Raw genomic sequence first — 13,669 nt, forward strand, 5'->3', positions numbered from 1 at the left:
CAGGCAGGACCCGTTTGGTCCTGTTTCAGGCGAGCAATTCCTGAATTTTTTCCTGCAGCACATCCAGATCGAACGGCTTTTCCAGAATCGGCGCCTTGCGCGTGATCGGGCTGCCGGTTTCGCGGATTTCCTGCGGATAACCGCTGATGAAAATCACCTTCAGGTCCGGGCGCAGCTTGACGGCCGGTTCGGCAATCTGCACGCCGGAGATACCGCCCGGCAAGCGGAAGTCGGTGATCAACATGTCCAGATGCGGCTTGCTCGCCAGTATCTCGAACGCCTGCTCGCCGTTTTCGGCCTGCAACACGCGATACCCCTGCCCCGACAAATAATCCGTCAGGACCATCAAGATAACCGGTTCGTCCTCGACGACGAGTACTACATCTTGTGCATCTACGCTCATGGGAAGCCTTTGTTCGGTCAATAGCTGCTGATACGACCGTACGGTCAATCAGAGGTTGCGTCGGATGTGCCGTTTTCCTGGATTGGCAGACAAACGCGAAACTGGGCGCCTTCGTTGATTTCACTCTCGACGACGATGGAGCCGCCATGGGCGGCGACGATCTGCTCGGAAATGAACAGACCCAGCCCGAGCCCGGCCACTACCGTCTTGGCGGAAACCCGTTCGAACTGTTGGAAAATACGCTTCTGATTCTCCTGGCTGATGCCGATGCCACGGTCCTGCACCTCGACCCGTGCTTCATCGCCCTCACGGTAAACCCGCACCTGAATCGGGCTACGACCACCATAGCGCAGGGCATTGGTGAGCAAATTGGTCACCACCTGCTCGATACGGAATTCGTCCCAGTTGCCTTCCACCGGGGCTGGCGCGGTAAACGACACTTCGGTTTCTGCGGCCTCGATCTGTGGCCCAAAGTTCTGCAGCAGGTTGCTGACCAATTGCACCAGATCGAAACGGCTCGGTCGGATCGACAACTTGCCAGTGCGAATGCGCGACACGTCGAGCATGTCTTCGATCAGACGGATCAGGCTTTTGATCTGCCGTTCATCGCGGTCGACCATGGCGTGCATCTTGTCGAGGGTGAATGCCGCAGCGTTGTCCCGAGCCAGGTGCATCTTGCGCAACTGGGTTTCGAGAATCAGGCCGTTGAGCGGCGTGCGCACTTCGTGGGCGACGATCGACATGAAGTCATCGCGCATACGCACCGCCTGCTCCAGCTCCAGCTGGGTGCTTTGCAGTTGTTGCAACAACGCTTCCTGTTCGCGACGCGCCTGCTCCAGCGCTTCGACCTGCTGCTTCATCGCCTTGCTCTGGCGGTACAGGTCGACAAAGACATTGACCTTGCTCTTCACCGCATGGATATCCAGCGGTTTGTGCAGAAAATCCACCGCCCCGCTTTCGTAGCCCTTGAACGCGTAGTTCAGTTCACGGCCAGCGGCGCTGACGAAAATGATAGGGATGTTCTTGGTTTTCTCGGTGCCGCGCATCAACTCGGCGAGTTCGAAGCCGTTCATCCCCGGCATCTGCACGTCGAGGATGGCCATGGCGAACTCGTGCTGCAGCAGCAACGACAGCGCTTCATCCGCCGACAATGCTTTGTAGACGGTACGGTCTTCACGCTTGATCAGCGCTTCGAGTGCCAGCAGGTTCTCCGGCAGATCGTCGACGATCAGCAGTTTGGCTTGGATATTACTCAGCATGCGATTCGTTCCAGCTCGACAAGCAGACGGCCGATGCCGTGAATGGGTAGGACATGATCCGGCTGCTGAACCTTCAGTGCAGCCAGGGGCATGGTGGCGACTTGCGCCTCTTCGGGATCCTGGACGATGGTCAGGCCGCCGCAGCGTTTGACCTCGGCCAGCCCGCGCGCGCCGTCGTGATTGGCGCCGGTCAGCAGTACAGCGGCCAGCGATGCACCGTAGGCGTCGGCGGCCGATTCAAACAGGTAGTCAATCGAAGGCCGGGAATAATGCACGCGGTCCTCAAGACTCAGCGACAGGCTGCGATCCTGCTCCACCGACAGGTGATAACCCGGCGTCGCGAAATACACGTTGCCGGCAACGATGTCCTGTTTATCGGCAGCCTCGTGCACCGGCATCTCTACACGCCGGGCGAAGACCTCGGCCAATTGGCTGCGGCGCTCTTCAGGCAGATGCAGGACCACAATGATCGGCAATGCATAGCCTCGGCGCAGCGGCCCGAGCAGGCTCAACAGCGCCTCAACGCCACCGGCGGAAGCACCGACCACAATCGCCTCGACGCGAGGTAAAGCCACGGCCTCGTTCATTTTTTGCGGTAGATCCGTTCTTGTTTCACCAGCGCTTCGAACTGGTTGGCATAGCTGGAAAAATCCAGCGTCTCTTTGCTGCCGAGTACCAGAAAACCGCGATGGCAAAGCGATTCATGGAACAGCCCGAACGCGCGATCCTGCAGCTTTTTGTTGAAGTAGATCAGCACGTTGCGGCAGGAAATCAATTGGGTTTCGGAGAACACGCTGTCCGTCGCCAGACTGTGGTCGGCAAAGGTCACGTTCTCGCACAAGGTCTTGTCGAAAATCGCGTAACCGTACGCTGCAGTGTAGTAGTCGGCAAACGATCGCTGACCACCGGCCTGCTGATAGTTAGCCGTGTAGGCACGAACATTCTCCATCGAGAAAATCCCCTGCTTGGCCTTGTCCAGCGAGCGCGGGTTGATGTCCGTGGCATAAATGATCGTGCGATCGAGCAGGCCTTCTTCGCGCAGCAGAATCGCCATCGAATAGACCTCCTCGCCCGTGCTGCACCCGGCGATCCAGATCTTGATCGACGGATAGGTGCGCAGCAACGGCACCACTTCCCGGCGGATCGCGAGGAAGTGCGACGGATCGCGGAACATCTCGCTGACCGGAATCGTCAGCAATTGCAGTAACTGCATAAACGCCGTCGGATCGTGCAGAACCTTTTCCTGCAATGCCGAAATCGTCGCGCATTCGAACTGGCTCAACGCGTGTTGCACCCGGCGCTTGATTGAAGCACCGGAGTAATCGCGAAAATCGTAGCTGTACTTGAGGTAGATCGCCTCGATCAACAAGCGCAGTTCGATTTCACTGTTTCTTTCAGCTGGCGTACTGCGTTCCACTAAATGCGTTCCATCTTCGGTAACCACACGCGAATCAGCGAGAACAGGCGATCCAGGTCAATGGGCTTGGCCAGGTAATCATTGGCGCCCGCCTGCAGGCAGCGCTCCTGATCGTCCTTCATGGCCTTGGCCGTCACCGCGATGATCGGCAGCTTGCGCCAGCGCGGATCCTTGCGGATTTCAATGGTGGCTTCGAAACCGTCCATTTCCGGCATCATCACGTCCATCAACACCAGATCGATGTCCTCGACTTCGTTAAGTCTTTCAATCGCCTCACGACCGTTCCGGCCAATGACCACGACTGCGCCTTTGGTCTCCAGCGCGCTGGTGAGGGCGAAAATGTTGCGCACATCGTCGTCCACCAACAGCACTTTGCGACCCTCGAAGACCTTGTCGCGGCTGCGCGCGGTCTTGAGCATCTTCTGCCGTTCATGGGACAACTGCGATTCGACTTTGTGCAGAAAGAGTGTGACCTCGTCCAGCAAACGCTCTGGCGAGCGTGCGCCCTTGATGATGATCGAGCGCGAATACTTGCGCAGGTCGGCCTCTTCGTCGCGGGTCAGGTTGCGTCCGGTGTAGACGATGACCGGCGGAAACGAGCAAATGTCCTCGGTGGACATGCGCTTGAGCAGGTCATTGCCGAGCATGTCCGGCAGCTTCAGATCGATGACCATGCAATCGTAGATCGTCGTGCGCAACAGCTCCAAAGCGTCCTGCGCAAGGCCGACGGCGGTGATTTCGATGTCTTCGTCGCCGATCAGTCGGGCGATGCTTTCGCGCTGCAGATCGTCATCCTCAACCAGCAGCACGCGTTTGACCTTTTGCGTCAGTTTGGCTTCGAGACGGGCGAACACGTCCTTGAGCTCTTCGCGGGTGGTCGGTTTGACCGCGTAGCCGATCGCGCCCATGTGCATGGCCGCTTCGACACGATCTTCAACGGAAATCACATGCACCGGAATGTGCCGGGTTTCGGCGTGTTCTTTCAGGCGTTGCAACACGGTCAGGCCAGAGTGATCCGGCAGGCGCATGTCGAGCAGGATCGCATCCGGGACGAACTCTTTCGCCAGGTCATAACCCTCGTCCGCGCCGTGGGCCACCAGACACTGATAACCGAGTTCGTGCGCCAGATCGTAGAGGATGTGCGCAAAGTTCGGCTCATCTTCCACCACCAGAATGCAGCGCGTGGCGAACGGGGCCTTGTCGCGGTCATCGGCGAAGCGCGGAATGTGCACTGGCGCCAATGGAGAAACCACCGGCGCCAGTGGTGTGCTGACCATCGTGGCTGGCGGGGTAAAGGTCAACGGCGCAAACGGTACGTCGCTGGACTCGTTGAATTGTTGCGGCAACACCAACGTGAACACACTGCCCTGCCCCGGCGCGCTGCTGACACTGATCGAACCACCGAGCAAGGTCGCCAGGTCCCGCGAAATCGACAGGCCCAGCCCGGTGCCGCCGTATTTGCGGTTGGTGGTGCCGTCGGCCTGGCGGAAGGCCTCGAAAATGCTTTCCTGCTGATCGGCGGCGATACCGATACCCGAATCGCGCACGATAAACGCAATCCGGTCGTCCGGCTGGCCAGCAATGGTCAGGCTGACGGTGCCCTTTTCGGTGAACTTGATGGCGTTGGACAGCAGGTTCTTGATCACTTGCTCCAGACGCTGACGGTCGGTGTACAGCATGCCCGGTGCGCCAGGCTGCAAATCGACACTGAAGGTCAGCTGTTTGTCTGCGGCCAAAGGCTCGAAGACATTGCGCAGACCTTCAGCCAGACGCGCGACACTGGTATTTTCCGCAATCACTTCAAGCTTGCCTGCCTCGACCTTGGAGATATCCAGAATGTCGTTGATCAGGTTGAGCAGATCGTTGCCGGCGGAGTAGATCGACTCGGCAAACTTGACCTGCTCGGCGCTAAGGTTGTCCTGCGGGTTTTCTGCCAGCAGCTTGGCCAGAATCAGCGAACTGTTCAGCGGCGTGCGCAGTTCGTGGGACATGTTGGCGAGGAATTCGGACTTGTACTTGCTCGAGCGCTGCAACTCTTCGGCGCGCTCTTCGAGCTGGACCTGGGCCTGATTGAGTTCGGTATTTTTCAGGTCCATGGCGTCGCGTTGCTCGGCCAGGGTTTGCGCCTGTTCGGCGAGCTGCTCGTTGGTCTGTTCCAGTTCGACCTGTTGGGTTTCCAGATGCGCCTGGGACTCCTTGAGAATCCGCGACTGTTCTTCCAGCTCTTCGTTGGCGGTTTTCAGCTCTTCTTGCTGAACCTGCAACTCTTCGTTGAGCTGTTGGGTTTCGGCCAGCACTTCCTGCAAGCGCTGACGGTAGCGTGCGGCTTCGATGGAGGTGCCGATGTTGCTGGCAATCAGTTCCAGCAGTTCGATATCACGATCATTGAGCGGACGCAGGAAACCCAGTTCGATCACGCCGTTGACGCGGTCGTCATCACTGGTCGGCACCACCATCACACTGTGCGGCAAGCCTTCACCCAGACCGGAACTGACCTTGAAGTAATCGGCCGGCACCGAATCCAGACGAATCAACCGCGCCTGCTGCGCCACTTGGCCGACGATGCCTTCGCCGCTGTAGATCGACTGCTCCTGCTCTTCCTGCTCGCGGGAGAAACCATAGGTGGCCACACGCTTGAGGCCGCCGTGCTCTTCACGCACATACAGCGCAGCCACGGCGGTGCCGAGGTATTGCGCACAGAACTGCAGAATATTGCGTCCCAACAGGTTCAGCGTCAGCTGGCCCAGCACCTGCTCGGCCAGTTCGGTCTGGCCATTGCGCAACCACGCCTGCTGTTCAAGGCGTTCGGCACTGGCTTGCTGTGCGGCCAGGTTGGCGCCGTAGTTGGTCGACAGGTTGACCAGATCGCGACGGCCGATATAGGCGAGCAAACCACTGATCCCAGCGATGAACAACAGATAGAGGCTAATGCTCCAGATCGTCGTGCGACGCACGTCTTCATTGCGCGTGGTGCGCAAAACCTGTTCGGTCTCGATAACGTCTTCGAATTGCTTGCGGATTTCGTCCGTCAGGCGCTTGCCGCGTCCGGCCTTGACCGCGCCCCGGTAATCACCGCTGGAACGCTGCAGATCGATCATCGATTGCGCGTAATTCGCCCATTCGGTCTGCAACGCTTGCAGACGACGCAGTCGATCGGTTTGCACCGGGTTGTCGGCGGTCAGTTCGAGCAAGGTGTCAAGCGCCACGGCGATGCGCGGCTTGGCGGTTTCATATGGATCGAGGAAGTGTTCGTCGCCGCTGAGCAGGAAGCCGCGCATGCCGGTTTCCAGATCCACGGTGAGCTTCACCGCTTCATTGGCGTTATTGATCACCCGGTCGGTGTGTTCCACCCACTGGATCACCGACAGCAGATAAGTGATCAGCGACACGAAGAACACGGCACTGAGCACACCGACGCCCAAAGGCAGACTGATGTTGCGACTCAGGAGTTTACGAAACCGTTGCTCATCAACCGAAGACGGAGAGGACATGGGGCAGCCTTGTCGAACTGTTGAAAAACAGGGAGTTTGCCCCAAAACGGCGGCATGGATCCATTTTTCTCACACCTTTCGCCGCAAATTCCTACACTCGCCGGCGTGTTTGCGGCCCCGAACAGTTATCCTTGCGGCCCCGTCTCCGGCTATGCTTTTTTTGTCTCGTGCGGGGAACTTGTGGCACTGCGCCACTTACTGATGAAGAAGCCCGGCACTTTTGATCGACCGGCGACCCTGAACTGACTTTTGAGAGCCTTATTATGTCTACCCCCGCCTCCATCATCCTTGTCGTAGAAGACGACGACATCGTGCGCATGCTGATCGTCGATGTGCTGGAGGAGTTGGATTTCGCGGTACTTGAGGCTGATGGTAGCGAGCCTGCGCTGAAAATCCTCGCAGATATGAGCAATCACATTGACCTGATGATGACCGACGTCGGCCTGCCGGGCATGGATGGCCGCGAACTGGCGACCGAAGCACGCAAACTGCGTTCCACCCTGCCGATTCTGTTTGCCAGCGGTTATGCCGAATCCATTGACGTGCCTGAAGACATGCATGTCATCGGCAAGCCGTTTTCAATTGATCAGTTGCGCGACAAAGTAAAAGGCATACTGCAGTAATAATTAATATTCTTTCATCGTGCCTCTTCAAATAATGCTGGAGGGGCCTCACTGTCCGGCTCCGCCCCGTATAACACCCAACTTTATTAACACTCGAATAATGCACTTACATAGCAGCACTTGATGCGCAAAAAATAACAAATGAGGATATCCAGCACATCAGACAAATGGATTTCTCATGAACATTACGAACATAAACTGGGCAACTCACGAAGTTTTTTTGAATCCTGTTCGCCACACTCAACTCGATCACGCCGAACGCCTGGAAGTCATACACAAATTAAAACAGCGCCAAGACACAACCAGTCCTTCGCAAGCTGTTTCTCTGGCAGGCGCAACCCTTACACTCGAATCCGGCTCAACGCTTGAGCGCGCGTTGCAACCTGGCCGGAAAATGCTGCAGAGGCTGCGTGAGCAAGAGGCATTCAAAAAACTCACGGCCACGTTAAAACTTCCTGATGACTCATATTTTGCAGTGACGGCAAAAGGTGAAATACATGCAAGTTACTCGGGAAAAACCCTCGAGTTTGTCAACGCATTCAAACTTGCCCCCAGCCTCAAAGATGACTTTTTGACACTTGTTGAAATGGCGGAGCTGGCCGGAGGCAGTATTTCCCTGGCCGAACAAATCGAGCTGGAACAATGGCTGAAATTTCATGACTTTCTGATTCCCCAAACCGCCGCTGAATGTTCCAGGCTGACAACGTTCATGGAGCTACCGCCTCCAGTGGCACCATTGTTTGGTAACTATTGGGAAATGATCAGGTCTGGGGTCGACAACGCGGTTACACTTTCTGCGGATCAACGTAACGAATTCCGTAGACTCATTTCCAGTTACTTGAAAGGTCAGTCGCTCCTGGAGCAACTTTCGTACAGCATCTTTGGCGGGCCATCGACACCGTTCAAACGCTCGAAAGCTGAACAGATTCTTGAAAAACTGGTGTCCAGTCCCATTGCCCTTCGATGGGCCGGAGCCTTTGTCCGGGATCTGGGCTGGTATGGCGCACAAGAAAATCAGCCGCAATCAGATGAATCGCTAAAGCAGATGATACTGACTGCCCTGCTGCTCGATCTTCATCCGCGAATTGGTGAGGGGGAGCCGCGCAATCAGATTGCAGGTTTCGATTTATACGCCGTCGAACATCTTGAGTTGTCCTTCGCCGACGTTCACACAGCATTCGAAAAGCACCTCGTGCAGCACCACCGGATCACCGAAACAAATGCAGCGTTGGCCGCTCACTTGTTGCTCGCAGAGGCTGCGCCGGAATTTCTGGTGAAAGATTTGCCGGCAACCCTGGCTTTGGGGACCCCGCAATGGGTCGAATTCTGTCGAATTGTTGCAGTGCAGGAAACCATCGCGCCGGGATCCACGCGTTCGATGACTTATACCCGGTTGCACCAACTGTCGAAGCCGGGCCCGGTTTCCGGATTCGGCAAGACCCTCGACGCGCTGGCAGCTGGAGACGCGGTGATTGACTGGGCGGTGCTCAACAAAATCATCACCCCGGATGACATAGCGAAATCGATCCCGGAAGCCCTTGAAAAAGCGTCCACGGCTTACGCCCGGGTCGCCGCGACACTTGCCGAGACGGCCGACACTCTGGGCCGTCCTTTGCCTACCCGCAGAAGTGTTTCACTGGACATCCTCAAGCAGGTCGCCAAAGGCTGCAGCTATCTGGAACAGGACGTCATGTATCAGAAGAAAAGTCCCGTATCGACAGATCCCTATGACCCCCAGGCGCGTTTATCGCCTGTGGAGTTGCACATGTCCAATGATCTGGCGAACCGGGAATGGGACCTGAAGAAAGGAGAAAGTATCTACACTGCGTTTCCCCGCATGCTGCCCAATCTGATCGCGCCTGACGGCGAGTTTCACCGCCAGTTCAATCGCGATTACCTCACGCATATGAAGGCGATGGGCACGCACTTGAAGCAAGCGTTTTGCACAATGCCCATGGCGGACAGAACGCGCTTGCTGAAAGGCAAGGTGACGGTTTTCAGTCTCAGGCCCTCAGTCGCGAAACTGCAGACGCCCAGCAGTGTGTCAACCAATCCGCTATCGTCGACCCTTTACTCAATCCTGGGCAGCACCTCACGCAAACCGACGGAAAGCCACAAGGAAATACAAGAGTCAAAGGGACGCTACGGGGTAGTCCTTTGTTGCGAGTTCGAAGGCCGGATGACCTGTTACGAACTTTTCACCCTGCACGGCACCTGTCGCGAAAATCCACAGCTGGCCGCGCTGATTGAAAAAGAAAACCTGCTGAGTACAAGCGTACGCAGCGACGCGACTGGCTACTCGCTGCCAGCGACAGTGCATCCACTGCCGACGAATATCGAGTGTTATACCCATGGAGTACCGCCCGGTCTCATTGAAGTCAGTTCGGGCGTTATCGATAAGATCGGTCAGTTGCCGGCGTCTTCGCCCCCTGAAGAAATCAAGGGTTATTACCAGAGTTTCTACTCGACCGAATTCGATTCACTGGCGAATTTCGTACTCAAGCACCGACCGATCGCTACCTATGATGAGTTGGTCAGAGAGTGCTGGGGACAGACCCGCCTGGAGGCCGTGCGTGCAAAACGTGCAGCGGATCTGGATACCTTTCTTAATTTCGTGGTGCCGTTCAAATCCTGTATCGAAGACTTGAGCTCGGACGATGTGGAGCGACAAGTTCAAGGGGCGGGGGCGTGTGCGCTGGAAGCTGCGATGACTATTTTGCTGGTTGTCGGTGCGGTTGCTCAGGTCATCAGCATCGTTGCCAAAACCATGACCGTTGCCACCAAAGCCAGTGCACTGGCCAAAGTGGGTCTGGGCTTGGTGAATAATGTATTCAACCCACTGGACGGCGTACCGGATCTGCTGTTCAAGGGTGGGAAACTGTTGCGCAAGGGACTCAAAAAAGGTTCCGCCGAGCTGGAAAATGTGCTGTCCGATGCCCGCAAATGGTCGGGCACGAGCCACCAACGCCACTTGGCCGCGACCATTGATCCAGACACGATTCGCCTCGCCGACTGGCGACCGGCACAAGCATCCGAAGACCTCGTTCAGGTCTGGGCGACACGACACAATGATGAATGGTTTGCGCTGAGCTTACGGGGCGAGGCCTGGGGGCCGGCCCTGAACAACATCAAGCCGCGAGAGAAGTTTTCATTCCTCAGGTTATTCAAACGAAAGACGCCCTGGAGTTACACGAAAGCCTACTTGAAAAGAGCCACGCCCCTTGCTCAGAATAAACTGGACAAGACAATACAACTGCTATCGGATTTCGAAAACGACGACATCAGGTCTGTTTTCAAATACGTATTTGGCACGGATTCGAAGGTAGCTATCAACTACGTGAGCAAGAATCTGCGGGCAATGCACAAGGATCTCGGGTTGCTGGGCCCACGCCATATGTCTTTTCGTCAGCGTAACGCCGATGCACTCGCCGCGATGAAAACCACAACCTATGGAAACTGGAAAGCCAGTGTCGAAGCGGGTACGCACCTGGACGACAGCGTGACAAAGTTCCTTGCGATCTATCCTGACAAACTGGATGAATGGTACCAAGTGGCCAAGTACGACGATGCCCGGATGGGCGATGTGCTCGTCCACGAAATGTCTCACGGTGCGCCAGGCACGCTTGATTTTTACTACGGAGCAGTCCAGGCCGGTGTCACCCCGGCAGAATATGATGCGGTGGGCTTGATGGACTTCGCTCGAAATGCTCACCGGGCAGACCCGGGTAATCTGTACAACCCTCACTACGGTTTTGTGGAACCTAGTGGCTTCAAAGAGTTCAAGGAGACCATCAACAGCTGGCCGGAATTCGTGCGAGATCACCCTGCGTTGATCAATGCCGAATCCTATGCAGTGGCGGTCTCACTGATCGATCAGTACCGGACCCATCCGGCCACTTTTGTGTTTAACCTTGCCACCCTCCGGCATGCCATAGACAGTACAGAAGCAGGGGAATTTCTGAAGGGGCCGCTCCTGCTGAATCTGGCGAACCCGAATTTCTAAACGCGGTGTACGCATAACGCCAAGCTTCGGTAGTGAGGGATATTTTTGACAATCGGGCGCATACCCTACCCCTGTGGTTTAATTGCGCCCTTTTTTCCCCTCGTTCGCCGTGAAGGAATGTTGTCCATGATTCAACCCGCCGCCACCAAAGTCCTGGTCATCGGCTACGTCTGGCCCGAGCCGCGTTCTTCAGCGGCCAGCGGTCACGTCATGCAGATCCTTGAAACCTTTCTGCAACAAGGTTGGGACATCACCTTCAGCAGTCCGGCCGGCCCCGGCGAACACAAGGCAGATCTCGCCGCACTCGGTATCAGCGAAGTAGCGATCGAACTCAACAACAGCAGTTTCGATGCATTCATCACTGAACTGGCGCCGGATATCGTGCTGTTCGATCAGTTCATGATGGAAGAGCAATTCGGCTGGCGGGTGGAAAAACACTGTCCGCAGGCACTGCGTGTGCTGGAAACTTCGGACCTGCAGAGCCTGCGCCACGCTCGTCACCAGCGGCTCAAGTCGCGCCTCAAGGTCAATCCTGACCAGAATGATTTCAGTGATGTATTTGCTCCGGCGCTGCGCGATGAATTCGAGTTGATGGCCGCGACCGATCTGGCCAAGCGTGAAATTGCTGCGCTGTATCGTTGCGATCTCAACCTGATGATCTCCGAGGTGGAAATCGAATTGCTCATCGAACAGTTCGGTTTGCCCCGGCAATTGCTGCACTGGTGCCCGCTGATGATCGATCCGCCTGCGCCGTCAGCGGCAAACTTTGCAGAGCGGGCGAACTTCTTGAGTATCGGCAATTTCCGCCACGCGCCTAACTGGGATGCCGTGCTGTGGATGAAAACCACTGTCTGGCCATTGATTCGCCAACAGTTGCCGCAGGCACAACTGCACATCTACGGCGCCTATACGCCACCGAAAGCCACCGCGCTGCACAACGCCAGCGAAGGTTTCCATATCATGAATTGGGCCGAAGATGCCTTGCAGGTCATGTCCTCCGCGCGGGTTTGCCTGGCGCCGCTGCGTTTTGGGGCCGGTATCAAGGGCAAACTGGTCGACGCCATGCTGTGTGGGACACCCAGCGTCACCACACCGATCGGAGCAGAGGCCATGTACGGCGACCATGACTGGCCCGGCGCTGTAACGAGCAGCGCAATCGAGTTTGCCAACAGTGCCGTTGCGCTTTACCAAGACGAGGCTCGTTGGCAGGAAGCCCGCCTGGCGGGATATACACTGCTGAATCAACGCTACCCGCAGTCAGTACACGGTCTGGCCTTGATAGATAAACTGCGTTATTGCCAACAAAACTTACAAAACCTGCGGGCCACTAACTTCATTGGCAGCATGCTCCGTCATCACTCGCACAAAAGTACCCAGTACATGGCGCAGTGGATCGAAGTTAAAAATCGGCAGCCTCAGCAACCACCAGACATATAAGCAATTACTACTACACGACTTGCATTAAAAGCTAACTTTGCCAATCAGCCGACAACCGTTATAAACATCCTGCGCGCGCAACTTCGATAACTTTCGTTTTCAACCGCAGGATATATAAAATGAACAACACTGATAACTTCCAGCCTCATCAATGGATGGCTGATTCGCCGCAAATCGACAACTTGTCGCTTTTCGAACTGACCCTGCCGGGCGCCCATAATGCTGGCTGCGACTGGGAAGCGCGTTATGCACTGATACCCGGTAAAAACTGGATTGCCTGTCAGGATGTATCCTTTTATTCACAATTGAATCGTGGCGCGCGTGCGCTCGATATACGCCTGACGTCTGACAATAAGGCGCAAGGCCTCGCCAGGTTCAGTTTCCATCATGGCGGTTACCGCTCTTCCCGTACGCTTGCCGATCTGGTCCGTGATATAAAAGCGTTCTATGAAAGAAACATCGATGAATTCATCATTCTGGACTTTCATGAACTGGGTGAAGACAAGGTCGCCTTCGATCATTCGGAATTTCAGGCATTGATGCTGGAGCATCTGGGTGAACGGATGATTCCTACCCGCAATCTGCACCTGAGTCTAGGCCAGCTCAAGGCGATCAGCCCTTTGCAGAGAATCATGGTGGCGGCCTCCATGACCTGGGAAACCGAAGACCAGCGGATTCTTGGAAAAATTCAGCACAAGTGGATAGACCAAAGGTTTGTCACTCCGCTCGAACTGCAGGTGTACATCACAAAAGTATTGAGCACGCCCATCAGTACACTTCGGCCGTGGTCGCTGTCGGCGACCAGTTTTTCGCTAGGCGGCGGTCCTAAGCGGATTCTGGATGATCTCGACTACTGGTTTGATCCGAGCAGATCCGACTGGGCTAAAAAGTGCAACATCATCAATTTCGACTTTATAAAAAATTCGAACATTGTGCGTTTTTGCCAGATGGCCAATCTGGAAAAAGCCATCGAGAAGTCCAGAAACACCGTCCGCGAGCAGGCTGTTTGAGTGAAGCTGGCGCAAGCCCCGGGAAA

Annotated in this window: 9 protein-coding genes; 4 read left to right on the forward strand and 5 right to left on the reverse strand. The window is 56.0% G+C overall.

Features of this window, described 5'->3' with window-relative positions; genetic code table 11:
• Nucleotides 1–25: 25 nt before the first annotated feature.
• From L8H52_RS11335 to L8H52_RS11355, 5 genes are read right to left on the reverse strand one after another with little or no spacing between them, the layout of a single operon-like run.
• On the reverse strand, nt 26–403 hold the full coding sequence (locus tag L8H52_RS11335; protein WP_003225116.1) for a response regulator: 378 nt from the start codon (nt 401–403) through the stop codon (nt 26–28).
• Nucleotides 404–447: 44 nt separating this feature from the next.
• On the reverse strand, nt 448–1,662 hold the full coding sequence (locus L8H52_RS11340; RefSeq protein WP_242207104.1) for a hybrid sensor histidine kinase/response regulator: 1,215 nt from the start codon (nt 1,660–1,662) through the stop codon (nt 448–450).
• Nucleotides 1,656–2,249: a chemotaxis protein CheB gene (locus L8H52_RS11345; RefSeq protein ID WP_242207105.1), complete on the reverse strand. Its 594-nt coding sequence runs from the start codon at nt 2,247–2,249 to the stop codon at nt 1,656–1,658. Before L8H52_RS11345 ends, L8H52_RS11340 begins: the two co-directional genes overlap by 7 nt.
• Complete coding sequence (locus L8H52_RS11350; protein ID WP_242207106.1) at nt 2,246–3,079, reverse strand: protein-glutamate O-methyltransferase CheR; 834 nt, start codon at nt 3,077–3,079, stop codon at nt 2,246–2,248. The genes L8H52_RS11345 and L8H52_RS11350 overlap by 4 nt, the downstream gene beginning before the upstream one ends.
• The gene (locus tag L8H52_RS11355) at nt 3,079–6,570 is read right to left on the reverse strand and encodes a response regulator (RefSeq protein ID WP_242207107.1); all 3,492 of its coding nucleotides are present in this window, start codon (nt 6,568–6,570) and stop codon (nt 3,079–3,081) included. The genes L8H52_RS11350 and L8H52_RS11355 overlap by 1 nt, the downstream gene beginning before the upstream one ends.
• Nucleotides 6,571–6,833: 263 nt before the next feature.
• Between L8H52_RS11355 and L8H52_RS11360 the strand changes: the two genes are divergently transcribed.
• From L8H52_RS11360 to L8H52_RS11375, 4 genes are all read left to right on the forward strand, one after another.
• The gene (locus L8H52_RS11360) at nt 6,834–7,193 is read left to right on the forward strand and encodes a response regulator (RefSeq protein WP_242207108.1); all 360 of its coding nucleotides are present in this window, start codon (nt 6,834–6,836) and stop codon (nt 7,191–7,193) included.
• Nucleotides 7,194–7,371: 178 nt separating this feature from the next.
• Nucleotides 7,372–11,196 carry a hypothetical protein gene (locus L8H52_RS11365; RefSeq protein ID WP_242207109.1) on the forward strand — a complete coding sequence of 1,275 codons (3,825 nt, stop codon included), beginning with the start codon at nt 7,372–7,374 and terminating at the stop codon, nt 11,194–11,196.
• A 126-nt stretch (nt 11,197–11,322) separates the two neighbouring features.
• Nucleotides 11,323–12,633, forward strand: a complete 1,311-nt coding sequence (locus L8H52_RS11370; RefSeq protein ID WP_242207110.1) for a glycosyltransferase — start codon at nt 11,323–11,325, stop codon at nt 12,631–12,633.
• Nucleotides 12,634–12,752: 119 nt separating this feature from the next.
• On the forward strand, nt 12,753–13,643 hold the full coding sequence (locus tag L8H52_RS11375; protein ID WP_242207111.1) for a phospholipase: 891 nt from the start codon (nt 12,753–12,755) through the stop codon (nt 13,641–13,643).
• Nucleotides 13,644–13,669 lie beyond the last annotated feature (26 nt).

This window comes from Pseudomonas sp. CROZ-RG-20F-R04-15 (genome assembly GCF_022662375.1).
In the GTDB taxonomy this organism is placed as follows: domain Bacteria; phylum Pseudomonadota; class Gammaproteobacteria; order Pseudomonadales; family Pseudomonadaceae; genus Aquipseudomonas.

Excerpts from the sequence above, each read along its gene's own strand:
- L8H52_RS11370 (WP_242207110.1), top strand. The coding sequence starts at position 11,323 with ATGATTCAACCCGCCGCCACCAAAGTCCTGGTCATCGGCTACGTCTGG.
- L8H52_RS11345 (WP_242207105.1), bottom strand. The coding sequence starts at position 2,249 with ATGAACGAGGCCGTGGCTTTACCTCGCGTCGAGGCGATTGTGGTCGGT.
- L8H52_RS11355 (WP_242207107.1), bottom strand. The coding sequence starts at position 6,570 with ATGTCCTCTCCGTCTTCGGTTGATGAGCAACGGTTTCGTAAACTCCTG.
- L8H52_RS11360 (WP_242207108.1), top strand. The coding sequence starts at position 6,834 with ATGTCTACCCCCGCCTCCATCATCCTTGTCGTAGAAGACGACGACATC.
- L8H52_RS11340 (WP_242207104.1), bottom strand. The coding sequence starts at position 1,662 with ATGCTGAGTAATATCCAAGCCAAACTGCTGATCGTCGACGATCTGCCG.
- L8H52_RS11375 (WP_242207111.1), top strand. The coding sequence starts at position 12,753 with ATGAACAACACTGATAACTTCCAGCCTCATCAATGGATGGCTGATTCG.
- L8H52_RS11335 (WP_003225116.1), bottom strand. The coding sequence starts at position 403 with ATGAGCGTAGATGCACAAGATGTAGTACTCGTCGTCGAGGACGAACCG.
- L8H52_RS11365 (WP_242207109.1), top strand. The coding sequence starts at position 7,372 with ATGAACATTACGAACATAAACTGGGCAACTCACGAAGTTTTTTTGAAT.